This is a genomic window from Arsenophonus endosymbiont of Apis mellifera, from assembly GCF_903968575.1.
GTDB classification, from domain to species: domain Bacteria; phylum Pseudomonadota; class Gammaproteobacteria; order Enterobacterales; family Enterobacteriaceae; genus Arsenophonus; species Arsenophonus apicola.
On record NZ_CAJCFU010000071.1, the window covers coordinates 49598 to 73592 of the forward strand.

Consider the following 23995-nt stretch of genomic DNA (forward strand, 5'->3'; position numbering starts at 1 on the left):
TTTATTTAAGATGTAAACGCTTTAGTCTAAGCGTTAATTTATTAATTACAGGGAATTTTTATATGGGAAAAAATAAAATAAGTTTTATCGCCTTAAGTATTGCTAGCATTCTTTCTTCTTTTCATATTAATGCTAGTGAAAATATTATTATTGATAATAATAAAAAAAGAGATCTGGCAGTAGAAATTAAAAATGGTATTGAACATATTAATATTGAAAAAGCGAATGAAAATGGCATTTCCTATAATTATTATCAAAAGTTTAATGTCAGTGAAAAAGGTGTGGTTATTAAGAATCCAACCTCTTTAACGAACTCAGCAGCAAAATTTATTATTAACGAAGTCACATCTAATGAAAAAAGCTTACTCAATGGTGAATTACGGGTTCAAGGCGATAATGCATATTTGATGGTGGCTAATCCAAATGGTATTGAATGTAATGGTTGTTCGTTTTCCGGTACTGATCAACAGTTACTAGTAACCGGTAAAATTAAATTAATCAACGATGAGGAATCAACATTATTTTCAGAGGGAGGTACTATTCACTATAAAAATGGAGATTTGAAAATTAATCCCTCAGCTGGAGGCAAGATTATATTTAAAAATAATATTAAGTCAGTTCATGATAGAGGAGTATTAACACTTATCACTAATGAAACAGCGATGTCTGATGGTTATCTAAAAGGTAACTTACTTAAAACCATTATTGGCAATAATGAAATTAAATTTTCTCCTAAAGATAATCCTTATCAATATTTTGTAAAAAATAATTTTTCTACCAAGCAAGAGGTTCCAGCTAATTATTCCCTTATTCGTAAAGGTGAAAACGGTAAAATGGATTTATATCGTGTAGCTGCTTATCCTGACTATGTTCACTCGGTTACGGGTCACTTTGGTCAGCTTGAAAATAGCCCTTATGCAGGTTTGTTGATTAACGAAAAAGCAAGTGTAAAATTTGATGAATTGAGCATTACACAAACGGGTGATAGTCGTATTATTAATAAAGGGCAGCTACGCGTTAAAAGGCTTTATGCTAATGTTGATAATGACATTATTAATGAGCAAGATGCTAAATTGATTATTGGTGAAAAACGAAATGATAGATATGAAAATAAGCATTTAAACAAATCGTTCATCAAATCAAAGCTATTAAAATTTGATCATGCATCTTTTGAAATGAATAACTCTGATATGAATATTAATGTTGATTTATTTGAAAATATCAATAGTTATTTAAGTATTAATGATGCAATTGTTGTGGTAAAAAGCAACATGTTTAATAATAAAGAAGATTATTATCAGTATTATCATTTTACAGGTGATAAACCATCATCATATGGCCAATTCTTATTCAACAATTCTAAGTTAGTATTTAAAAGTAAAGAGTTTATCAATAATGCTGGTTTAATGGGTAATGGCCGTTTGGAAATTAATGCTGATTATGTAAAAAATAAAGGGATTATTAAGGTCGAGGGTAAAAAAACAACAAATATTGGGCAATATACTATTAAAAGTGGGGTAGTAAACATAAAAGCTAAAGAATTGCTTGATACATCGGGAAGTAATATCGCAGCTAGTAATGGTTTAATGGTTGATACCCAGCAATTAAAAGCTAAAGATGGTAATATTAAAATTCTTAATAACAAAATTAAGCCTATTGTTCATGTCGCGGGATTAGCTAATATTAATACTAATGAAAGTTGGAAACTTGCTAATAGTAAAAAAATCGATCTGCGTTGGAAAATGTCAACAGAAAAATAAAGTATTTATTTCTATATAAATAAGTTATTAGTCATAGCGCCTACTCCAATATAGGTGCTATTGTTTTATTCAGCAATTAGTTATATGAATGATAAATTTTATTATTAATCAAATTAAAATCTGATCAATATTTAAAATGCAAAATGGATTAGCAGTTTTTATTATTGAAGTTTATTTCTGTAAAAAAATAATAATATTGTTACAAATAATTATATTTTCTTTTTTATTTTTCTTGACGAAAAATATAATACCTATTTAAGATAAAAACGCTTTAGTCTAAGTGTTATTATGTTAATTAAAGGGAGTTGTTATATGAGAAAAAATAAATTAAGTTTTATCGTTTTAAGTATTGCCAGTATCTTTTATTATTTCCATGTCACTGCTAGTCAAAATATAGTTATCGATAATATTAAGAAAAAAGATCTTAGCGTTGAAATTAAAAATGGTATTGAACATATTAATATTGAAAAAACGGATGAAAATGGTATTTCTCATAATTATTATCAAAAGTTTAATATTAGTCAAGAAGGTGTTATTATTGAGAATACAAATGATGTAGCAGCAAAAATTATTGTTAATGAAGTGACTTCAGATAAAAAAAGTTTCCTCAGAGGTGTGTTAGCCGTTAATGGTCAACCAGCAGAGCTAATTATTGCTAATCCTAATGGTATTAAATGTAAGGGTTGTTGGTTTTCAGGTTCAACAATTCAGCGGTTATTAGTAGGAAAAGTTTTTTATATAGATGAACATTCTCTAGCCAGATTTAGAGACGTGGGTTTTGATAAAGTGCAGACAGGAGAATTACTTTTACCGACTGAAAATGGCGATATTGTATTTAAAGGTATTAATCATGTTCATCGTAGCGAAGAAGGACGTTTAGATCTTATCTCCCGTCATGTTAAGATAATGGATCATAGTTCTCTATCAGCAAATACGATTTATGCCATTATCGGTGATAATATTGTAAGAGTTTCTAATCAGAATAAATTATCCATTATTGGAAAGAGTAGGTTATCAAATCCAATACCTGTTTCCGGTTTAACTATTGGAAAAGACGCAACAATTCAAGCTAAATATACAAATATTATTTTAACAGATAATAATCCAATAAATAATAAATAGTATTTATTGAGGAATAAGCTGGGTGTCAATATAATAGGTAATTTTATTAATAAAAAATGCGCAGTTAGCTATTGGTCATAATGGTAATTATACACAAGAAGAATTTTTGAACTCTACAATAAAAACTAAAAGTATTAAGTTGGACTGTGCATATTTTTATATTAATAAAGGAAAAGTAACATTTTCTCTTAAGTTATTATTTGTTAATTATGATAGCATTATAAATTTTAACAACTAAACTATTTTCCGATATAATTAATTCAGATTATATTGCAGGTAATGATAAAATAAATAGTGTAAATTAGATTTTAATAAATCAATAATAAACAAAAAAATAAGGTTCTCTTTAATTAACAGAAACTTAATTTCAGCTACTGAGCATCTAAAAATAAAATTATTTGTGATATGGAAAATAGTGGAACTATAGAGATTATAGAAACCGGTCTAGTATCAATATCAGTAGAAATACAATAAATATAGATGCTATTAATGTTAATAATGATAACGGTAAAATAAGTTAGCTGACGATTTAACGATTGATAAAGTTAGTTTGTCTGCTATAAATGAGATTATTTCAACTATCGATGAGGAGAAAAAAGGCTAATATTATACCAGTTGATGAAATATCATTAGCTGGAATAAAAAATGCTGAATTTAGTCAAAGTAATAAAGTATTAGCGGGTATGTTTAAATAGTTAACCTCTCATCATAGCGGCTAGGGCTTAGATAGTCGCTATTGTTTTTTCTACTCAATAAACTAATCAATTTCTATAAGAATAATATTTCACAAAATTATTAGAATGAGAATTCTAACACAAATATAGAGGTCAAAATTGTATTAGCCCATTAATTAAACTTGATCATTAGTGATAGATGTTGTTATTCGTTATATTTAAGTAATTTTGTTTATAAATTAACGATTTTATTGATTGTACTACAGTCAATTATTAATATGTTTTATATTGTTTAAGCTGATAATATTAGAGGCCTGTATTAAACGACTATTTTTAACCATAATGTGATTAATAAAATTCGATTTACATCAATACTCTGTTAAAAAACTTAGTGGTGAACCTAAAGGCTAACATGATAGTCTTATGGATCTAAAAACATCACAAATATTATGAGAATTAACCAGAGATCGACTGTCTAAGCCCTGAGGTGGTACTTTCCATAAAAAATAAATGTGGCATTTGATGGTTAAATCCAACAATTAACAACAAGAGGTTTGCATGCAGGGCATTAAAATGCGGTATTTTATTGGTGGCGTACTAATGGCTTTGTCCAGCCAACTGCCGGCAGAAACTTTGCAACCTGATCCTGCCTGGCAGCAGGGTAAATTAGATAATGGCTTTTCCTGGCAACTATTACAAACACCGCAGCGGCCGAATGATAGGATCCAATTGCGATTAGTTATTAAAGCGGGTTCAATGGTAGAAACAGCAAGTCAAAGAGGCTTTACCTATTTGATCCCCAAAATGGCACTATTTCATAGTAAAACCTTAAGCAGTTCGCAATTACAGCAGTTATGGCACAATGCGATTGATCCAGCAGCACCGATCCCGCCGGCGATTGTCTCTTATGATGTCACCCTATATAACCTAAGCTTACCTAATAATCGACCTGAATTACTTAAAGAAGCACTACAATGGTTGGCTGGCTCGGCAGCGGGTGGTCAATTTGATAAAAAATCCTTAATGATGATAACGCAGTTGCCAAAGAATTTGGTAGTAACACACCCAGCTAATGTAAAAGATCCTTTATGGCGGGCGAGAATAAGAGGATCAACGTTAATTGGCCATGAGCCGGGTGCGATGCCAGTTACGCCGGTTAAATTGGAAGAAATCAACAAATTTGTTCAACAATGGTATACGCCTGATATAATGACGCTTTATGTCGCTGGCCATGTAGATAGCCGTACATTGACGGAAAATATTAATCAGGTTTTTTCAACACTTAATGGAAAGCGCTCTATGCCGGTTACTATGGCCACTCTGCCTGTTCTTACACCACAAATAATTAATTTAACCAGCTTAGATCCAGCAAAAGATATTTTATCGCTGACTTGGGATTTTGGTTGGCGAACCATTAACGATTCTGAAATGTTAAAGCGATATTGGCGTGATGATTTAGCCAGAGAGACTATTTTTCGCTCAATAAAACAGACTTTTGACAAAAAATATGGCAAAGCTGTTGGATTGAATATGGATTGCCGTATTCAATATCAGAGAGCGAGCTGTGCATTATTAGTATCAGCAGCGCCTGAAAAAATGAAGAGTGTAACCGAGGGCTTATTAGCAGAATTATCTGCCATTAATAATAAAGGTGTGTCTCGGGCCATATTTGAACAAATAGTACAAGAAAAACAGCAGCAATTAGATCAACTGTTTGCGGCTTATGCCAGAGTAAGTACTGACATATTAATTAATCAGCGTCTGATTTCACAACAGAATGGTGTCATAGATATTGCGCCGGAACAGTTCCAGCGCTTACGGCAAGCTTTTTTAGCAGAATTAACATTAGCTGTAATAACAGAGGATGCTAAACGGTTGGTTGCGCAAGAACCTACCTTTATTTTATCTCAACCAGTGGATAAAAAACGATTAGATATTGCGCAGATCAGGAACAAGTTTAAACAAGTTCTGTGGTCGGCAGTGACAACATCCGCAACGGAACAGGAAGTAAATGAAGGCTCACCTGTTACCCGCGCTAATTAAGAATGGCAAAGAATTATAGTTTAATACTATATGGGTATCATGAATAGGCAGCTTATCATTAAAAATAAATACAGTTATGCGGCAAATAGTTACTGGTGATTAATTTTTTCAGCGGTATTTATGTAACATAATTTTTGGATTTTATTTACTAATATTTTTTCACTAATAAATTATTGAGCGTCAGTTTTATGCTTGCATTGTTATGCAGGTTTATCTGTGGCTATCCAGGCAGCACAAAAAAGAGTCAAACGGGCAAAAAAGTAGAAAAAAGCCATAAGCCCAATAACTGAACCAAATGCTGCACCTGATGGTGAGCTTGCCAGATTAGGCAATACCCAAGTCATAATAGATTTGAGTATTTCAAAGCCAATAGCGGCGATTAGTGTTCCTTTTAGTAGCGAAATGCGACGAAATTGTTGATGAGGTAAGATCCAAAAAATCCATAGAAAGAGTAGATAATTTGCCATAATTGAGATAGTTAAACCAACTATTGTCCAAATTGGACGTAGCCATTCAATACCATCAAGATGCAATAGACTAACCAGTGTTGCTTGTGCCGAACCAGCAATAGAAGTTAATGTTATGGTGATGACTAAGGCGATTAATAAGCCAATGAGAAAAAGAAAATCACGCAAATAACGGAAAAAAATGGATTCATTCTCATCTTCGTTTCTTTTCCAAATATCACCAGATTGCGCTAAAATTGCTTGACGAAGGTTATTAACCCAATTAACACCAGAATAAAGTGCAATGGCTAAACCAGTCAAACCGACGGCAGTACGTTGACGAATAGCTGTATCGATGCTTCTTTCCAGCGTTTGGGCTAATGTTGGATCACTAATGCTTTTTGAAATACCACGGATCAATTTTTCCAATAAATCGGGGTTAGAGGCTAGTATAAAGCCAGTTGCAGCAAAGGAAAACATAAGGACAGGGATCAAAGAGAGAAAAGAAAAATAGGTAATAGCGGCGCCAAATTGATTGCCCATACGGTCATTAAAACGTTCTGCTGCACGGATCAAATGGGCAATAAATGGAATATTACAGATAACATTAACCCACTTCTTTGAATAGGTTAATGCTTTCTTACCACTAACAACACTTTTACTCAACGTGTTTTTCACCTTTTGCTCTCCTTATGCTACACGGCTATTATTTGCTCAAAGTTATTTTTAAGCATGGCCTATTTTTATCTAAATCCGTTTAATTTGCCGATGATTTATTTGCTTGCTTTCAATGTTTCCTCTGCCTGACGAAGTTCAGTTTTGGCTTGTTGTAGTTTTTGTTGCTGCTTACTAATTTTATTCTTATCGCCTTTTGTTTGCGCGGCTTTTAAGTCAACTTCACGTTCTTTGACTTTTAAGCGTTTTTTCTCAACTTCATTTTTATTTTTTTGATACACAGATTCAGATGTACAATTATGTTGTAAATTTTTTAACGCTTTTTCTAATCCATCAAGGCGATGTTTATTACCATGTTTTTTAGCATATTCGATTTCGGTCTGTAATTTTTGTTTTTTTATTTCACAGAGATTTATTTGTTGGCTAGCATATACTGAGTAACTAGCAAGCATAACCCCAATACAACATATTGATAATGGTATTTTTCTCATCTTACATTCACCTTTTTATTGTTAATAGTCTATTTAGCATAATGCTATAAAGGCATTATGTCATTATTAGTGATTAATATTACTATGATAAAATGTGCGGTAATATAAGCCGCATAATGGCTATATTTTTAGCTCTCATAAAATAGTTTTCTACATTAAATGGTAATAAATTTATGTTAAGTTATCGTCACAGTTTCCATGCAGGTAATCACGCTGATGTGTTAAAGCATATTGTACAAAGTTTGATTATTGAGTCCCTTAAGGAAAAAGAAACGCCTGTTCTTTATCTTGATACCCACGCTGGAGCTGGTCGTTATCAATTAACAACTAAGCATGCTGGTAAGACGGAAGAATATCGTGAGGGAATTGCGCGTTTATGGCAAAGAGATGATTTGCCGACAGTATTAGCTCCTTACCTAGCAGTAATGACTAAACTTAATGCTAAAGGTGAGCTTCATTATTATCCAGGATCGCCATTATTGGCTAAGTTTTTGTTACGCGAACAGGATAAATTGGTATTGACTGAATTACATCCTAGTGATTATCCCTTACTGCGATCAGAATTTGCAAAAGATAAGCGAGCACAAGTTTTACGCCAAGATGGCTTTCAACAGTTAAAATCTAAGTTACCGCCATCAAGTCGTCGAGGCATTATTTTGATTGATCCATCTTACGAATTAAAATCAGATTATCAGTCCGTCGTTAACGCGGTTTTAGAAGGTTATAAACGGTTTGCTACAGGAATTTACGCTATTTGGTATCCAGTAGTTTTGCGCCAGCAAGTTAAGCGAATGATCCAAGGACTGCAAAATAGTGGGATGCGTAAAATACTAAAGATTGAGTTAGCCGTGCGTCCAGATAGCGATCAACGAGGCATGACGGCTTCGGGTATGATCATCATTAATCCACCTTGGAAACTGGAACAGCAAATCCGTACATTATTACCATGGTTACATAAAATTTTAGTACCAGAAGGAATAGGCCATACCTGCGTAGAGTGGATTGTACCGGAATAAATTTTTTTATTCCGTATAGAGTAGGTTGGTAGTTTTTAACGGGTTCTTAATAAATAGCCTGTATAAGAATGTTCGTTAAACTGTAATTTAATTAATAAAATGGAAATAAATTAACGATGAGTGAACATTATAATTATATTGCTATTGGTGGTGGTAGCGGTGGAATTGCTTCAATAAATCGTGCGGCTATATATGGCCAAAAATGTGCTCTTATTGAAGCAAAAGCTTTAGGCGGGACTTGTGTTAATGTTGGTTGTGTACCCAAAAAAATCATGTGGTATGCCGCACAAGTTGCAGAAGCGATTCAAGCTTATGGTCCTGCTTATGGTTTTAATACCAGTATTAATCAATTTGATTGGCAGAAATTGATTACTAACCGGCAAAGTTATATTAGTCGTATTCACCAGTCTTATGAACTGGGTTTGAGCACTAATAACGTTAAGGTAATTAATGGATTTGCACGTTTTATTGATGCTCATACCATCGAAGTTAATGGCAGCAAGTTAACTGCAGATCATATTCTAATTGCTACTGGCGGAAGACCTGCTTGGCCTGATATTCCTGGAGCGGAATTTGGGATAGATTCAGATGGTTTTTTCCAATTAACATCATTACCTCAGCGAGTTGCAGTTGTTGGTGCAGGTTATATTGCTGTCGAATTAGCTGGCGTGTTAAATGCTTTGGGTAGTGAGACCCATTTGTTTGTTCGTCAGCATGCGCCTTTGCGTCATTTTGATCCTATGGTGGTTAAATCACTAGTGGGGATCATGAAAAATGAAGGGCTAACATTGCATACTGAATCTATTCCTAAAGCCGTCATTAAAAATTCTGACGGTAGTTTAACTTTACAGTTAGAAAATGGCAAAGCCCAAACTGTTGATACCTTAATCTGGGCAATTGGCCGTAAACCAATGACAGACAATTTGGATCTTGATTTGGCTGGTATAGAACGGGATAGTAAAGGTTATATTAAAGTTGATAAATTCCAAAACACAAATGTAGAAAGAGTGTATGCAGTCGGTGATAATACCGGGGCGGTCGAATTAACCCCAGTTGCAGTAGCGGCTGGCCGTCGATTATCCGAACGTCTATTTAATAATAAACCTGATGCGTTTCTGGATTATACCAATATACCTACAGTGGTATTTAGTCATCCACCAATAGGTACAGTGGGTTTTACCGAACCACAAGCAAAAGAAAAATTTGGTAGCGATAAAATTAAAGTATATCAATCTTCTTTTGTTTCAATGTACACAGCGGTAACGGCTCATCGTCAACCTTGCCGTATGAAGTTAGTTTGTGTTGGTGAGGAAGAGAAAATTGTCGGTATTCATGGTATCGGTTTTGGCATGGATGAAATCTTACAAGGTTTTGCCGTTGCTTTGAAAATGGGCGCCACTAAACAAGATTTTGATAATACCGTGGCAATTCATCCAACGGCAGCAGAAGAGTTTGTTACTATGAAATAATCCCTGTCTTGTTAGTGGTTATTTTCATTGATAAATTTTCTAAATGATGTGTGAATGCAATATCCTATAAATCAGAAGTTGGCATTTTTCACCAACTTCTGAAGGCTAACCGTTAACTCCGTACAAAGGCCAATAATTCAGTATTAATAGTATCCGCATCTGTAGTAGGCATACCATGTGGAAAACCTGTATAGGTTTTCAACGTGCCGTTTTGTAATAATTTCGCCGCTAACGGAGCGGAGGATTCATAAGGAACAATCTGGTCATCAACACTATGCATTACTAAAGTTGGGATAGTAGTAAGTTTCAAATCTTCGGTAAAATCTGTCTGTGAAAGAGCGACAATACAATCATAATGAGCTTTGGCACTGCCCATCATGCCCTGACGCCACCAATTCAAAATAATGCCTTGCGACGGTTTGGCATTTGGTCGATTGTAACCATAGAATGGTCCAGCCGGGAGGTCATAATAGAATTGTGCACGATTAGCGGCTAACTTAGCCTGCATATCATCGAAAACAGATTTAGCTAATCCTTTCGGGTTATTGTTGCTCTGTATCATGATTGGAGTAACCGCGCTAATAAGCACTGCTTTAGAAACATGATCTTCACCATGTCGAGCGATGTAGTGAATAACTTCACCACCTCCAGTGGAATGGCCTACATGAATAGCTTTCTGTATGCCAAGATGGTTCACTACAGCGGCAACATCATCAACGTAATGATCCATATCATGTCCATCCCAGACTTGGCTGGAACGCCCATGGCCGCGACGATCATGCGCAACCACACGGAAACCTTGTGCTAAGAAAAATAACATTTGGTTATCCCAATCGTCAGAACTTAATGGCCAGCCATGATGGAAGAAGATCACTGGAGCATCGTGTGGCCCCCAGTCTTTATAGAAAATTTCAACTTTATCTTTTGTTGTTATATATCCCATGCCTAATCCTTATACTTGTTTGTGGTTTTAATCAAAAATAGCTTGATTATTTGGCTAATTTTTATGTAGTTTCAGGTGTCTTGGATAGTAGCCTAATAAAAGTTTGGCTTTTGAAAAGATACTAGCTAAGTATGGCAAGATTTAATTTCAGCGTAGTTTAAGCGCGTTCCTGGTTGGCTAAAACCGTACTTAAATAATTTTAATAATAGCTTACTTAAGATAAGTTTCTAATATAGAAAGGGTTTATCTTTATTAAAAGATTGATCATCTAATTATATATGTTATGTGGCTATTTAATTGCTTACAAATATAAATAAATAAAATTTTTTATTTTAATCGGTGTAAACGATGTCGCATTAATTACTTAATATCTTGATCATCAATAGCAAATTATTTTTTAGTCTTATTTTTATAAGCTATCTTAGATTAGTCCAGAATAACCCAATATTATTGTTGATTATATTTTTTATCTAGCGCTTATAATAAAATTTATGTTAATAAATATAATCTATTTTGTTACTTGTCATTGCTTTTATTTGATTCTAACCAATTGGCTACATAATCGGCGATCTGTTCAGGAGAGTTAATATCCAATTGTAGAAGTTGGGTAGTCTGTTTGTTATCACTTGCAACTGCTATTACGTGTTGATCCAAAATATCCACAAAGGGACGGTTAGTTGTCGTTCGGTATAGCGCAATTTTAGGAATACTTTCTTCTTTAAATCCTTCAACTAAAATTAAATCGGTCTGTTGTGGATCAAATTGATTGGCTAAATAAGTTAAATCAAGGGTAGCGTTTTCTGGTGTTTCTGTCATTAATGCCCAACGTTGCTGACAGGCAATTAATGTTTGCTTGGCGCCGGCCTGGCGTAATTGGTAACTATCTTTATTAGGTTTATCAATGTCCATGTCGTGATGGGTATGTTTGATGATCCCAACTTGAATATTCTTTTTACCAAGTAAAGGAATAACTTTCTTTAATAGCGTTGTCTTACCTGTGCCACTATAAGCCGTTATTCCCAGTAGTGGGATTACATTTTTATTTATCATTTGTTTGCTGTTGCTCCCATTGATAGCATTCTGCCAATGTATTGAGATTAACAAAATTTTTGCCATCCTGAACAAAATTTACTGCGGAAGCGCAAATTTTTTCCATAAAAGACATTACCTTATGCTGATGCTTGAATAAATTTTCTTCTAGTGCCGGAATAACAGAACGATGGAGTAATGCAAAAGTTGGATGGTTTGAACCGGCACTAGTGACATAACTGCCCACATTTTCTTTGCGGCCTTGCCAAAGTTTTATCACTAGGTTATCGGGAAAATCAGGAACATCACAAGGTACAAAAACGACCCAAGATGTTTGAGCGGCATAAAGAGATGCTAACATGCCAGCTAGAGGGCCAGCAAAATCGACTATGGTATCAACAATGACAGGGTATCCTGCTTGTTGATATTCGGTAATATTTCGATTGGCATTAATGAGTAGATAATCAACTTGTGGCAACAGTTTTGAAATTGCATATTGGTAAAGGGGTTTGCCTACAATCTGGATTTGCCCTTTATCGCACCCATTCATTCGACGGGCTTGTCCACCTGCTAATATTACGCCAGTAATGCCAATTTTAACCATACTCAATTTACCTATCATGCTGAAGTCTTTAATTATTTATTTAATTTGTTATAAAGAACATTTTATATTATGGGGAAAAAGAATTAAATATTCTAATATTATAACGAATTATTAGTTAAAGAATTGGTGGTTTATTAAGAGTATGTTTAATATCTTGTTATTTATATCAATTAAATGGAGATTGATATTCAACATTAGCGGTAAAATAAATTATTGCTATTTTAGACCGGCAGACACTTTCTATTGAAGTACTACTCACGGCGGTTTGATTATTTTTAATAAGATATATCAATATATTAATAATTAATTTTAAGGTAATAACATAAAAAGCAAAAATCACTAGAATTGATTCATATTTATAAACCTATTATTCTTTAATGATACTGATTCTTGTACCACTTTCGCCCATCAATATTCCACTACTACCATCAACATCAAATTGGTAAATCAATCCCTTTTCTGTTAGTTTTATGTTACGTAACTTTATTATTTTTAACACTTTTTCATTATAGAAAACAGCCATGCCGGGTTTTAATCTCTGAAAAGTTGTTTTACGTTTTGGTTGTATATTAAACATAGTAACTTACCTAAAATTATTTTCTTAGAATACTAAACAAGCATCAAATCGATTAAGACTAACTATGCTATTAATTAGCTACAATAATATTAAAACTAATAAAAATATTTTTGTATCAATGTATTTGAAAAATTCATCCTAAATGTTTTTTATAAAGTATATACATAACCGCTTGCATGAAATATTGAGGACAAATTTAAATACTATAAAAAATTAACATCTACACGATTTTATCTCCAAATTATTTTTATTGATAGATATTTAAATAAATTTCCCAAGTGTTGACGAAATCTTTTAATTAAATTAAAAATTAATTTATAACGTTTAGTGAACAACTATTTAATATTTATTTTTCAGATATCTTGTAATTATAAAACAGTGTATTATTAAGGTAAATACCTAGATTTTAGGTATTGTTATAGATGAAAATTATTAATATAATTGACGATTTAATTATTTTATGGGAATAAATTTTGTTACAGATTGCGCTTGCTCAAATTGATACAATTTTGGGTGATAAGGAAAGTAATTTATTAAAAATAGAAAGATTATGTAAAAAAGCGGCATCGAATAATACGGATATTATCTGTTTCCCTGAATTAGCAACAACTGGCTATTCGCCAGAATTATTACGTACTAAACTATGGTCGCTTAGTGAATCGAATGGTGGAGAAACTGACCAGTTATTAAGTAAACTCTCAACACAGCTAAATTTAACCATTATATGCGGATTTATTGAACGGGGAGAAATTTTAGGCAAAATTTTTAATTCAGCAGGTATTTGGACGCCAAACAATAAAAGTTGGATTGGAACGTTTCAAAAAACGCATTTGGTTAACCATGAAAGAACTTGGTTTACTGCAGGGAATAAGATACCTATATTTGACACGCCAAAGTGCCGTATTGGGGTAATGATTTGTCATGATGCTGGTTTTCCTGAACTCGCAAGAATTCTAGCCTTGAAAGGAGCAGATATTCTGTTTCTTCCCGCTGCCTGGCATAAAGAAAATAAAGATATTTGGTCGATAAATTGTGCCAGTCGAGCTTTGGAAAATGGCATTCATTTGGTGGCTGTGAATAGATGGGGCAAAGAAAAAGATCTCAATTTCTTTGGTGGTAGTCAATTAATAGGAGCACGTGGACAGTCGTTAAAAGTAGCATCTTACAATGATGAAGATCTTGCTTTTTGCGAGGTTGATTTTAACTTACAAGCAAAAAGCAGATTAGAGATACCTTATTTGCGGGATAGGCGGACAGATATTTATTCTATTAGATATTTATCTGAAAAATAGTTGATTCATTTTTTTGTTAAAAAAGTGCACAGTAACCAATATGCGATACTAGCGCTTAATAAAGAATTTAATGATGGTATGCCAAAGTCGGTTGTAGCGCCAACAACGCTGCCTAATAGACAGGATATAATGGCATTCCATCCGACTAAGGGTATTGATGTTAAGCTTGGTAATTCACCCTTTTGTCTAGAACAATCGAGTAATTTACGATTAGTGTGAATGATATAATAATCAATCAACATTACTCCTATAATAGGAGGGAAAAGGATACCGAGAAAAGTGAGAAAAGTGACAAACCCCTCTAAGATACCTAAAACAGATAAAATAGTTCCTATACATCCCAAAGTAATTGTTAGCCAAACGTAAGACAACTTTTTGCCTGTCAGCCCTTCAACAGCACTAGCAACCCCTAATGATGAAGAATAAAGGTTCAAGTCATTAATTTTTATAGCTGATAAAATAACCGTAAGAAGACCTATCCATCCGGCTGTTTGTCCCATAATTGTCACTACATCATGAGTGTTTAGTGCGTGGGCAATTAATATTGCAATCCCATTAACAATAAATTCACCGATGATAATTGAGGTTAATGTCATCCAAAAGACATGCTTACTACTTTGACAATAACGGCTAATATCTGGTGTAGTGAAGGCGCCAGTCATACATCCACCAACAACGGCTGTGATCGCAGCACTTAGACCCATTGCTGTTCCGGTAGGTGTAGTGGTGATTAAATTAATAATATTGTGATCTTTTACTAATAAAAAGAAAATCCAGCCTACTACCAGACTAAATAGGGGTACAGAGATTTTTGCTGTCCAATTTAAAGCCTTAACGCCGAAAGCAACTAACGTTGTTAGCGTCAAGCCTGAGATGATAGCAGCCCAGCTGAAGCCGAACCAATTATTAGTTGAATAATTGAGGCTATTAGCTAAAATTGAATTTTGTATACCAAACCAACCGAGCAAACTAACAGCGATAATTATCCCGACCAGCGCTGAGCCTAGACGCCCAAATCCGCACCACCGAGAAAGTAAACTAATTGATAATCCCTCTTTTGCCCCGGCAATTCCCAAACCCAAACTTAATAATTCTAGTATTAAAGTACCGCATAATGTTGCTATCATTGCCTGCTCAAATGTCATGGCATGACCCAACATTGCGCCGAGCATAAATTGTGATAGTGAGGTCATTTGCCCTATTCTGATTAATGTTACATTAAATAAACTTAATCTGGCATTAAGAGGCACCCTATATAGTGAATATGAAGCATGGTCAGACATATATTAACTCCCTTAATTGTTTTGTATCTGATTTATTTAACAAATTTTATTCCGTTTTTTAAAAATTTTTGTGGAACATATCTATCAAATCCGGTTGATTTACAGTATTCAATGAATTGTCTTAAACAATGTGCGCCCACTTTTTTATAAATGCTCTTCAGATGGACTTCTACGGTTTGGATAGCAATATTTAAGCATTTGGCTATTTCTTTACTACTAAGTTTTTGCTGGGCAAGGAAAACGATATCTAGTTCTCTATTGGAAAAAAGATCATTAGGAGGAGTGAATAAATATACAGAAGGATGGCAGATGTTTATACATAAGTTGGCTAATTCACGTCCGTGGTAAATTGTTCCTATAATTTCACCAGATTCATTATAAAATGGCCGCTTTTCAAAAAAGTAGGGTTTTAATTTTTTTTCTTTGAAATTAAATGAGGTTTGAATGACAGCCTCTTTTTTGTCATTAAAAATTACATTGTTATCATGTATTATTAAATCTGAGGATAATTCAGCCACAGGATGAGGTAATTCGCTATCAAGGATACCTTCTATATTAAAATCGAGCTTTATTCCTAGATGCGTAAAGTTATTAACATAAACATATCTTGAGTTTAAGTCTTTAATTCCCCAGGGATCTTTCTCATGTTTTAAAAATGTGTGCAAGCTACCTAACTGTTTGTCTGATATGGTTTTTTTCATTGAAGTAACCTTTTTATTTTTAAATGGCTAAACCTTTTTATGAAAAAAATGATATCTCCTGTTTTGATTTTTTATTAAATTTTGTACCCAGTATTAATCTTTTTACAATAAGATTACGCTGGCACGTATTTAAATAGTGATTTGGCTGCCTTACAAACGGATAAATACTAAAATGAATAGTAATAATTTCTTCATTTTTTGAATATGATGAAATAGAGATATTTACTAATGTTTGTGAATTTATTTTAAATTCTAAGAAAATATCTGCCGGGCTAGTTTTGTTTTGCTGTAACTTATTTATAACGTAAGTAAAATGCCAATTAAGTATAAAATCAACAAACATTTTTTATTCCCTCATTTTAATAGTGACAATTATCATTCGGGTATAGATTTGTAGGAGATAAAACTTCGCTTGTTAGAGTTTCCGAGCGTAAATATTACTATAACCTAACCAAATTTTCTTACATGAAACAACTGTTAATTAAAGAATTTATTTTATAATTCTCGTATGTGATATTGCTAATGATAGATTTATCATATTGGATGTACTAAAGAAAAACGCTGATAATGATTATTAGCGTTTTTTAGTAACAAAAGATTTATTTTCTATGGATAGGTTGTTTTTAACACAGCTGATGATTAATACTTTTAACAGTAAATAGCGCTAAATATTTGGCAATATTTATTTAATTTAGAGATTTTTTAAGCCACGCCAAATAATTAATATCGCCATCGGTTACTGCTATTACTAACAATTCGGGAACTTGGTAAGGATGGTAGGTTTTAATGTGTGAAAACACTTTATCTTGTAAAGTGATATGTGTTTTGATGAGCATTTGTACTTCAGTTTGTTGTTCTAGCTCATCTTGCCAGCGATAAAACGAAATAGCTTGTGGTAAAAGCGTAACACACGCGGCGAGTTTTTTAACAACTAATTGTTTGGCAATGATTTTTGCGGTTGCCTCATCGGGTGTTGTACATAGAACAATGCGAATATCTTCGTTATTGTGATGTGAAATTGTTTCATTTAAATGCTGTTGCATCATGAGCAATTACCTTTAAAAATTGTGTTGAAAGGAATTAAAACAGCTTTTTTGAGCGAGCGATAATTAATAAAACAAATATGTGTATTAAAAAAATTAGTTATATCTAAATTATGTAGCAAATTCATTACAATATGTTAATTATTTTGCATGTAGATAATGTATGTTAAAACCGTCATTTTTATTCATTATTGCTAATGGAATATAACCAAAATTAATTCGGCTAGGTACACTTATTATAAATATATTTATCGATTAGATAGTTGATATTTTAACTTAATACATGATAGTAAAGAATAGGAGAAAAATATAAATTTTATGTTAATTGACAAAGTAACACTTTTCCTAGTCAATAATCCTGGATAATTTGTATAAATAATTTGTTATTAAGGCATTGAAAAATGAAATATCATCGGTTAAAAGAAGTTATTGAACTACTGTACCCCATATGGCAGGTATATCCAGAATTAAATTTGGTTCAATTATTACAAAAATTAGCTGATGAAGCTGGTTTTAAAGGAGATCTAGGTGATTTGACCGACGATACTTTGATCTATCATTTAAAAATGCGTAGTTCTCCAACGGAAGCTGTGATACCTGGATTGAAAAAAGATTATGAAGACGATTTCAAAACAGCGCTTTTACGTGCCCGGGGCATTATTAAAGATTAACCTGATAGAGATAATAAAGTGACACAGCAAAGTGCTTTTCATTTCAAAACGATTACCCCCGATTTAATTCATGATGCGTTATTAGAAGTTGGATTATACCCTGATTCAGGGATATTTGAGTTGAATAGTTATGAAAACCGAGTTTACCAGTTTGTAGATGAACAGCGTAAGCGTTACGTTGTGAAATTTTATCGTCCAGCTCGCTGGAATCAGACTCAGATTCAAGAAGAGCATGATCTTATGTTATCTTTACATGCAGCAGGTTTATCTGTTGTAGCTCCGCTATTTTTTGCCGGGCAAACTGTATTGGAGTATAGAGGTTTTTTCTATGCAGTTTTTCCAGCTGTTGGTGGACGGCAATATGAGGCTGATAACTTGTTACAGTTGGAAGAGGTTGGCCGATTAATTGGACGTATTCATCAAATAGGATACCAACACAACTTTACCTCTCGCCCAACTATTGGAATTGATGAATATTTAATTACGCCTCGTGAAATTTTAGCTAATACTTCTTTATTGACTGCTGATTTAAAGCCGAGTTTCCTATTAGTTGTTGATAAACTAATTGAAGAAGTAAAAAAACGCTGGTCTCAACAATATCGTTGCCTCCGCTTACAGGGGGATTGTCATCCTGGTAATATTTTGTGGCGAGATGGCCCTTTTATTGTCGATTTTGATGATGCTCGTAATGGCCCAGCAATACAAGATTTATGGATGCTTTTAAATGGCGAACGTCGGGAACAACGAATTCAACTGGAAATATTATTAGAAGGTTATACTGAATATGCGCATTTTGATAAGGAGCAATTAACTCTGATTGAGCCTTTACGGGCAATGCGGATGGTTCATTATTTATCATGGATTGTTCGGCGATGGGAAGATCCGGCTTTTGCGCGTGCTTTTCCTTGGATGATTGAATATGATTTTTGGCGTAAACAGATGTTACTTTTTTCTGAACAGATCAATGCGCTAAATGAGCAGCCTTTGCAACCCGGTTTAGCATATTAATAAATGGAAAATATTTTTGGAGAGTGAGTAATATGAATAAGTTTTGGTTAGCCTTGATAGGGTTAGTAATGTCTTATAGTGTTTCTGCAGCAAGTTACACAGAGGGTACTGAATTTATCAAAATACAAAAAGCGGTACAAAATGCACCTCGCGTAGTAGAGTTTTTTTCTTTTTACTGTCCACATTGTTATCAATTTGAATCCATCTATCATGTTTCACAAACAGTAGCCAAAAATTTACCTAAAGATATTAAAATGGAACGCTACCATGTTGATTTTTTGGGGCCATTAGGCGCTGAGTTAACCAAAGCTTGGACGGTAGCAATGGTGTTAAAAGTTGAGGATAAAGTGTCACCGTTGCTGTTTGAAGGGATCCAAAAGTCAGAATCGATAAATACACCCGCTGATATTAAAGCATTATTTATTAGAGCTGGCGTCAAAAGTGAAGAATATGATGCAGCGCTAAATAGTTTTGTCGTTAAATCGTTGGTGGTAAAACAGCAGCAAGCAGCGAACGATTTTCAATTACGTGGCGTGCCAGCTATGTTTGTTAATGGTAAGTATATGGTACGTAACAACGGTATAACCATTGAAGATGCCGACCATTATGCTAAAGCTTATTCTGATGTTGTTAACTTTTTAATTAGCAAATAAGTAAATCTTTTTTCCGCTTGTTTGGAATTGCACCCTGTTGTGCCAACGGTTTAACATATTGGTACAACAGCGGATTTTTTCTTTTTTTTGGCATATTATTCTGTAATATCCACAAAAAAATGTTAACCAACAAAAATAGCAGCGCGATATTATTTTTATCCGTAACGTCTTGATTCTCATTTAATATTGTTTTCTAAGCTAAATCTGTTTAACTATTGAATATAGTATAATAAGAAGATTTACACACAAGTTTATCCACAGGATGTTCTGGTGCTATCAGCGTTGGAAAAGTGACAAATTGAAAATAAATTCAGGCAAAATTCGTTTCTCTCTCATGAGTGTGGCATTCTATCACTATTAATTACTTTGATGATGAAAAAGACTATGGCTCAAATTGCAGAAAACCCATATATCCTAGTTGATGGCTCTTCTTACCTTTATCGTGCATATCATGCTTTTCCCCCATTAACCAATAGTGCAGGTGAACCAACTGGTGCTATGTATGGTGTTCTTAATATGCTCCGTAGTTTAATTATGCAATATAAGCCGAGTCATATTGCGGTCGTATTTGATGCTAAAGGAAAAACTTTTCGAGATGAATTATTTGAGCAGTACAAATCTCAACGACCCCCGATGCCTGATGATTTACGTGAACAAATAGCGCCGCTACATGAAATGGTTGCTGCCATGGGGCTTCCTTTGTTGGTTGTTGCTGGTGTAGAAGCTGATGATGTAATAGGTACATTAGCTTTACAGGCTAGTAAGAAAGGATTACCTGTATTAATTAGTACAGGTGATAAAGATATGGCTCAATTAGTGACTGCTAATATTACACTCATTAATACTATGACGAACACCATTTTAGGGCCGGCAGAGGTTGTTGATAAATATGGCGTGCCGCCTGAGTTGATGGTTGATTTCCTCGCATTGATGGGTGATTCTTCTGATAATATTCCTGGTGTACCTGGGGTAGGAGAAAAAACAGCATTAGCTTTATTGCAAGGGATTGGCGATCTGGCAACGATTTACCAGAACTTATCAGCAATTGCACCATTGGGATTTCGTGGATCGAAAACATTAGCAGAAAAGATGGCACAACATAAAGATATTGCTTTCTTATCTTATAAATTAGCCACAATTAAGACTAATGTTGACTTAACGACAGATTATGATGGATTGGTTATGCAGGCGCCTGATATTGAAAAGTTACACGCGCTTTTTAGTCGTTATGAATTTAAGTGTTGGTTAGCTGATTTACAAAATGGTGGTTGGCTAACGAAAAAAACTGCTCAATCTTCAACCACTACTTCTGTTAACAATAATGATATTTTTTTAGCTAAAGAGCCGGTTGCCGCATTATCAACAGAACATTATCAAACGATATTGACCAAAGCTGATTTGATGCAATGGGTTGAAAAATTGCAATCGGCAAAGTGTTTTGCCTTTGATACCGAAACTGACAGCCTTGATACGCTATCAGCCCATCTCATTGGACTCTCTTTTGCCATCGAAGAAGGTAACGGTGCTTATCTTCCGCTAGGGCATGATTATCTTGATGCGCCACAACAATTACCCTTAGATGAGGTATTAGCGGCGATAAAACCGATTTTAGTTGACAAAAATATTCAAAAGATTGGTCAGAATTTAAAATTCGATTATGGCATAATGGCAAATTATGATATTGAATTAAAAAATATGGCCTTTGATACGATGCTGGAATCTTACGTATTAAATAGTGTCGCCGGACTGGGACGTCATGATATGGATAGCTTAGCTCAACGGCATCTCAATCATAAAACTATAACTTTTGAAGAGATTGCTGGCAAAGGAAAAAATCAGCTAACGTTCAATCAAATCCCACTCGAACAAGCGTCAACTTATGCAGCCGAAGATGCAGATGTCACTTTATTATTACACCAAACCCTATGGCCTCAGCTAGAGGCAGAACCAAAATTAAAAGGCATTTTTCAACAGATAGAGATGCCGCTAGTACCGGTATTAGCCCGTATGGAGCGGATTGGAGTGCTTATTGATGCAAATAAGCTTGCTAAACAATCTCAGGAGATAGCAAGCCGATTAATGGAAATTGAAAAAGAAGCATATGCTATTGCTGAGCAAGAATTTAATTTGGCATCACCTAAACAGTTGCAAGCCATTTTGTTTGAAAAACTTCAATTGCCAGTGGTAAAGAAAACTCCTAGTGGAACACCTTCCACGAATGAGGAAGTTTTAGAGGAGCTTGCCTTTAGTCATGAGCTGCCAAAAATTATTTTGCAACACCGTAGCTTGTCAAAATTGAAATCGACTTACACCGATAAACTACCGATGATGATCCACCCCAAAACGAAACGGGTACATACTTCCTATCACCAGGCAGTAACGGCAACTGGCAGACTCTCTTCCCGTGATCCTAATTTACAAAATATTCCAGTTAGAACTGAGGAAGGACGAAGGATCCGTCAAGCGTTTATTGCTCGGGAAGGTTATAAAATTGTAGCCGCAGATTATTCGCAAATCGAATTGCGTATTATGGCTCACCTTTCGCAGGATAAAGGATTGCGTGATGCTTTTGCCGAAGGAAAAGATATTCATCGAGCAACTGCGGCAGAGGTTTTTGGTGTATTGTTGACTGATGTTACTAATGAACAGCGTCGTAGCGCAAAAGCGATTAATTTTGGTTTAATCTATGGTATGAGCGCTTTTGGATTATCCCGTCAGTTAGGAATTACGCGTGGCCAAGCGCAGCATTATATGGATCGTTATTTTGAGCGCTATCCTGGTGTTTTAAGTTATATGGAACGTACTCGTAAGCAAGCTGCCGAGCAAGGATATGTTGAAACGCTAGCCGGACGTCGACTCTATTTGCCTGATATTAATTCTCGTAATGCAATGCGACGTAAAGCATCTGAACGTGAAGCTATTAACGCACCAATGCAAGGAACGGCGGCTGATATTATAAAGAAAGCGATGATCGCATTAGATAAATGGATTGAATCGGTAAAACCTGATCTTTATATGTTGATGCAAGTACACGATGAATTAGTATTTGAAGTAAAAGAGTCTGCAGTTGAGAGGTCACAACAAAAAATCCGTCAGTTAATGGAAAAAAGTATGCAACTAACTGTTCCACTAAAAGTTGATATTGGTATTGGTAATAATTGGGATGAAGCACATTAAATAATAAAATATTTTGCAAGAATAAGGCTGCATTTATGCTATTTGTCGATAAAAATTTTAATCAAACCAACTAATTTTATTTGTGACAAAATAACATAGTGGGTAATCACTGACTTTTGTTAGATGAGTAACCCTACTGTTTTGACCAAACCATGCAGTTTTTATCACTAAAAATGTATAATATTGACTAATTAAGTACTAAAGTTATCAAAAAAATCGGTATTGATTACATTAAGTAAAGTTATAGCCTCAATCTGATGAAAAAAGTAACAAAAAAACTTTTTTTTCTTCGCGAAATAAAGTAAAGTAATTCGTGTAGGGTACAGAGGTAAGATGTTCTATTTTTAAAATCTATTACTTTGTGTAATCAGATAAGCTGATTATTAAGCTGCTCTAGTCAAATAATTGACTAGAGCATTTTTTTATTTGTATTTAAGAAAATGTAACGGCGGTGATAAAGAAATACCTTTAATTATCCATCATGTAGATTAATTATGTTTAGAATGTTGCTCGTTAAACCATTCATCTAATTTAAGTTGTAATTTATCAATACCCATTTTTTTTAATGAAGAAAAAGTTTCAACTTGTAAATTACCAGCCACGGTTTTTAATTTATTACGTACGGCAATAACTTGCGCTTTTCGTTTATTCGGAACTAGTTTGTCTGCTTTCGTTAGCAATACAAGTATTGGAATATTCATTGCCACAGACCATTCAATCATTTGTATATCCATATCTTTTAATGGATGACGAATGTCCATTAATATTATCAATCCTTTTAAACATTTTCTTTTTTGTAAATATTCGCTTAATGCTTGTTGCCATTGGCGTTTAACTGATTCGGGGACTTCTGCATAACCGTAGCCAGGTAAATCAACCAGTCTAATACCCTCTGCGACTTCGAACAGATTGATTAACTTTGTTCTGCCAGGTGTTTTACTGGTACGCGCTAAATTTTTTTGTTGGGTAAGTGCATTTAATGCGCTAGATTTACCGGCGTTAGAACGGCCAGCGAAGGCAATTTCTATCCCATGATCGTTTGGTAAATGGTGAATATCAGGCGCGCTTGTGACAAATTTTGTCTGGTGATAGTTGTAATTTTTGTTTGTCATCATTGTTTCTCGCTGATTTCGGCTTAAAGTAGAGAAATTATACCTTGTAGAGGATAAATTAAGATAGTGATAGCTACATGAAAGATAGATGATTATCCGTTAATCAATTTTATTAAAAATAACATTTTTTACATAAGAAAAAAATATGAAATGTGACAGAATAGATCCTATTATTTAATTAGGTCAATTTAGGCCAGTTATGTATT

At 34.0% G+C, this 23995-nt stretch carries 21 protein-coding genes; 10 read left to right on the forward strand and 11 right to left on the reverse strand.

The annotated features are described in order from the left end of the window. Positions 1-62: 62 nt before the first annotated feature. The 3 genes from H1X92_RS11920 to H1X92_RS11930 all read left to right on the forward strand — a co-directional run bounded on the left by H1X92_RS11920 (position 63) and on the right by H1X92_RS11930 (position 5599). Entirely contained in the window at positions 63-1760 is a 1698-nt protein-coding gene (locus H1X92_RS11920) for a two-partner secretion domain-containing protein (protein ID WP_180560360.1), read from the forward strand. A gap of 312 nt (positions 1761-2072) precedes the next feature. Beyond that, entirely contained in the window at positions 2073-2882 is an 810-nt protein-coding gene (locus H1X92_RS11925; protein ID WP_180560361.1) for a two-partner secretion domain-containing protein, read from the forward strand. Positions 2883-4129: 1247 nt separating this feature from the next. Next, positions 4130-5599 carry an insulinase family protein gene (locus H1X92_RS11930; protein ID WP_225506534.1) on the forward strand — a complete coding sequence of 490 codons (1470 nt, stop codon included), beginning with the start codon at positions 4130-4132 and terminating at the stop codon, positions 5597-5599. A 200-nt stretch (positions 5600-5799) separates the two neighbouring features. Here H1X92_RS11930 and yhjD read toward each other — a convergent pair whose 3' ends face one another. Together yhjD and H1X92_RS11940 are read right to left on the reverse strand one after the other, a co-directional pair. Continuing rightward, positions 5800-6723, reverse strand: coding sequence for an inner membrane protein YhjD (gene yhjD, locus H1X92_RS11935; protein WP_180560363.1), 924 nt, complete (start codon positions 6721-6723; stop codon positions 5800-5802). A gap of 95 nt (positions 6724-6818) precedes the next feature. Beyond that, on the reverse strand, positions 6819-7211 hold the full coding sequence (locus H1X92_RS11940; protein ID WP_180560364.1) for a DUF1090 domain-containing protein: 393 nt from the start codon (positions 7209-7211) through the stop codon (positions 6819-6821). A 173-nt stretch (positions 7212-7384) separates the two neighbouring features. On the opposite strand from H1X92_RS11940, the gene H1X92_RS11945 reads away from it, so the two are divergent. Together H1X92_RS11945 and gorA are read left to right on the forward strand one after the other, a co-directional pair. Beyond that, positions 7385-8227 (forward strand): 23S rRNA (adenine(2030)-N(6))-methyltransferase RlmJ, encoded by an 843-nt coding sequence (locus H1X92_RS11945; protein ID WP_180560365.1) that lies wholly within the window; start codon positions 7385-7387, stop codon positions 8225-8227. A gap of 116 nt (positions 8228-8343) precedes the next feature. After that, complete coding sequence (gorA, locus tag H1X92_RS11950) at positions 8344-9696, forward strand: glutathione-disulfide reductase (protein WP_180560366.1); 1353 nt, start codon at positions 8344-8346, stop codon at positions 9694-9696. A gap of 112 nt (positions 9697-9808) precedes the next feature. Here the strand turns inward: gorA and H1X92_RS11955 are convergent, their stop codons facing one another. The 4 genes from H1X92_RS11955 to H1X92_RS11970 all read right to left on the reverse strand — a co-directional run bounded on the left by H1X92_RS11955 (position 9809) and on the right by H1X92_RS11970 (position 12849). After that, positions 9809-10639, reverse strand: coding sequence for an alpha/beta fold hydrolase (locus tag H1X92_RS11955; protein WP_180560367.1), 831 nt, complete (start codon positions 10637-10639; stop codon positions 9809-9811). A gap of 516 nt (positions 10640-11155) precedes the next feature. Beyond that, on the reverse strand, positions 11156-11686 hold the full coding sequence (mobB, locus tag H1X92_RS11960; RefSeq protein WP_180560399.1) for a molybdopterin-guanine dinucleotide biosynthesis protein MobB: 531 nt from the start codon (positions 11684-11686) through the stop codon (positions 11156-11158). Next, the gene (gene mobA, locus H1X92_RS11965) at positions 11679-12272 is read right to left on the reverse strand and encodes a molybdenum cofactor guanylyltransferase MobA (RefSeq protein WP_180560368.1); all 594 of its coding nucleotides are present in this window, start codon (positions 12270-12272) and stop codon (positions 11679-11681) included. Before mobA ends, mobB begins: the two co-directional genes overlap by 8 nt. 367 nt (positions 12273-12639) lie before the next feature. Further along, positions 12640-12849 carry a hypothetical protein gene (locus H1X92_RS11970; RefSeq protein ID WP_180560369.1) on the reverse strand — a complete coding sequence of 70 codons (210 nt, stop codon included), beginning with the start codon at positions 12847-12849 and terminating at the stop codon, positions 12640-12642. 473 nt (positions 12850-13322) lie between these two features. Here H1X92_RS11970 and H1X92_RS11975 point away from each other — a divergent pair, with 473 nt between their 5' ends. After that, complete coding sequence (locus tag H1X92_RS11975; RefSeq protein WP_225506517.1) at positions 13323-14141, forward strand: nitrilase-related carbon-nitrogen hydrolase; 819 nt, start codon at positions 13323-13325, stop codon at positions 14139-14141. 5 nt (positions 14142-14146) lie between these two features. Here H1X92_RS11975 and H1X92_RS11980 read toward each other — a convergent pair whose 3' ends face one another. The 4 genes from H1X92_RS11980 to cutA all read right to left on the reverse strand — a co-directional run bounded on the left by H1X92_RS11980 (position 14147) and on the right by cutA (position 17171). Continuing rightward, positions 14147-15424: a purine-cytosine permease family protein gene (locus H1X92_RS11980; protein WP_180560370.1), complete on the reverse strand. Its 1278-nt coding sequence runs from the start codon at positions 15422-15424 to the stop codon at positions 14147-14149. Positions 15425-15456: 32 nt separating this feature from the next. Further along, positions 15457-16125, reverse strand: a complete 669-nt coding sequence (locus tag H1X92_RS11985) for a PAS and helix-turn-helix domain-containing protein (protein WP_180560371.1) — start codon at positions 16123-16125, stop codon at positions 15457-15459. Between the two features lie 37 nt (positions 16126-16162). Next, complete coding sequence (locus H1X92_RS11990; protein ID WP_180560372.1) at positions 16163-16468, reverse strand: hypothetical protein; 306 nt, start codon at positions 16466-16468, stop codon at positions 16163-16165. A gap of 343 nt (positions 16469-16811) precedes the next feature. Next, entirely contained in the window at positions 16812-17171 is a 360-nt protein-coding gene (gene cutA / locus H1X92_RS11995) for a divalent cation tolerance protein CutA (RefSeq protein ID WP_225506495.1), read from the reverse strand. Positions 17172-17569: 398 nt separating this feature from the next. On the opposite strand from cutA, the gene H1X92_RS12000 reads away from it, so the two are divergent. The 4 genes from H1X92_RS12000 (at position 17570) to polA (ending at position 22677) form a co-directional block, all read left to right on the forward strand. Beyond that, a complete protein-coding gene (locus tag H1X92_RS12000; RefSeq protein ID WP_180560373.1) occupies positions 17570-17839 on the forward strand; it encodes a YihD family protein in 270 nt (89 codons plus the stop codon). 18 nt (positions 17840-17857) lie between these two features. Beyond that, positions 17858-18847 carry a serine/threonine protein kinase gene (locus H1X92_RS12005; RefSeq protein WP_180560374.1) on the forward strand — a complete coding sequence of 330 codons (990 nt, stop codon included), beginning with the start codon at positions 17858-17860 and terminating at the stop codon, positions 18845-18847. A 32-nt stretch (positions 18848-18879) separates the two neighbouring features. Next, positions 18880-19500, forward strand: a complete 621-nt coding sequence (dsbA, locus tag H1X92_RS12010; protein WP_180560375.1) for a thiol:disulfide interchange protein DsbA — start codon at positions 18880-18882, stop codon at positions 19498-19500. A gap of 384 nt (positions 19501-19884) precedes the next feature. Beyond that, a complete protein-coding gene (polA, locus tag H1X92_RS12015; protein ID WP_180560376.1) occupies positions 19885-22677 on the forward strand; it encodes a DNA polymerase I in 2793 nt (930 codons plus the stop codon). 488 nt (positions 22678-23165) lie between these two features. On the opposite strand, the gene yihA is transcribed toward polA, so the two are convergent. Further along, positions 23166-23789 carry a ribosome biogenesis GTP-binding protein YihA/YsxC gene (yihA, locus tag H1X92_RS12020; RefSeq protein ID WP_180560402.1) on the reverse strand — a complete coding sequence of 208 codons (624 nt, stop codon included), beginning with the start codon at positions 23787-23789 and terminating at the stop codon, positions 23166-23168. Positions 23790-23995 lie beyond the last annotated feature (206 nt).

Bases quoted from the DNA above. Each gene is read 5' to 3' on its own strand.
- gorA (WP_180560366.1), top strand. From the start codon at position 8,344: ATGAGTGAACATTATAATTATATTGCTATTGGTGGTGGTAGCGGTGGA.
- H1X92_RS11930 (WP_225506534.1), top strand. From the start codon at position 4,130: ATGCGGTATTTTATTGGTGGCGTACTAATGGCTTTGTCCAGCCAACTG.
- dsbA (WP_180560375.1), top strand. From the start codon at position 18,880: ATGAATAAGTTTTGGTTAGCCTTGATAGGGTTAGTAATGTCTTATAGT.
- yihA (WP_180560402.1), bottom strand. From the start codon at position 23,789: ATGACAAACAAAAATTACAACTATCACCAGACAAAATTTGTCACAAGC.
- H1X92_RS11940 (WP_180560364.1), bottom strand. From the start codon at position 7,211: ATGAGAAAAATACCATTATCAATATGTTGTATTGGGGTTATGCTTGCT.
- H1X92_RS12000 (WP_180560373.1), top strand. From the start codon at position 17,570: ATGAAATATCATCGGTTAAAAGAAGTTATTGAACTACTGTACCCCATA.
- H1X92_RS11955 (WP_180560367.1), bottom strand. From the start codon at position 10,639: ATGGGATATATAACAACAAAAGATAAAGTTGAAATTTTCTATAAAGAC.
- H1X92_RS11970 (WP_180560369.1), bottom strand. From the start codon at position 12,849: ATGTTTAATATACAACCAAAACGTAAAACAACTTTTCAGAGATTAAAA.
- cutA (WP_225506495.1), bottom strand. From the start codon at position 17,171: ATGATGCAACAGCATTTAAATGAAACAATTTCACATCACAATAACGAA.
- H1X92_RS11925 (WP_180560361.1), top strand. From the start codon at position 2,073: ATGAGAAAAAATAAATTAAGTTTTATCGTTTTAAGTATTGCCAGTATC.
- H1X92_RS11980 (WP_180560370.1), bottom strand. From the start codon at position 15,424: ATGTCTGACCATGCTTCATATTCACTATATAGGGTGCCTCTTAATGCC.
- H1X92_RS11920 (WP_180560360.1), top strand. From the start codon at position 63: ATGGGAAAAAATAAAATAAGTTTTATCGCCTTAAGTATTGCTAGCATT.
- H1X92_RS11990 (WP_180560372.1), bottom strand. From the start codon at position 16,468: ATGTTTGTTGATTTTATACTTAATTGGCATTTTACTTACGTTATAAAT.
- polA (WP_180560376.1), top strand. From the start codon at position 19,885: ATGGCTCAAATTGCAGAAAACCCATATATCCTAGTTGATGGCTCTTCT.
- H1X92_RS11945 (WP_180560365.1), top strand. From the start codon at position 7,385: ATGTTAAGTTATCGTCACAGTTTCCATGCAGGTAATCACGCTGATGTG.
- H1X92_RS11985 (WP_180560371.1), bottom strand. From the start codon at position 16,125: ATGAAAAAAACCATATCAGACAAACAGTTAGGTAGCTTGCACACATTT.
- mobA (WP_180560368.1), bottom strand. From the start codon at position 12,272: ATGGTTAAAATTGGCATTACTGGCGTAATATTAGCAGGTGGACAAGCC.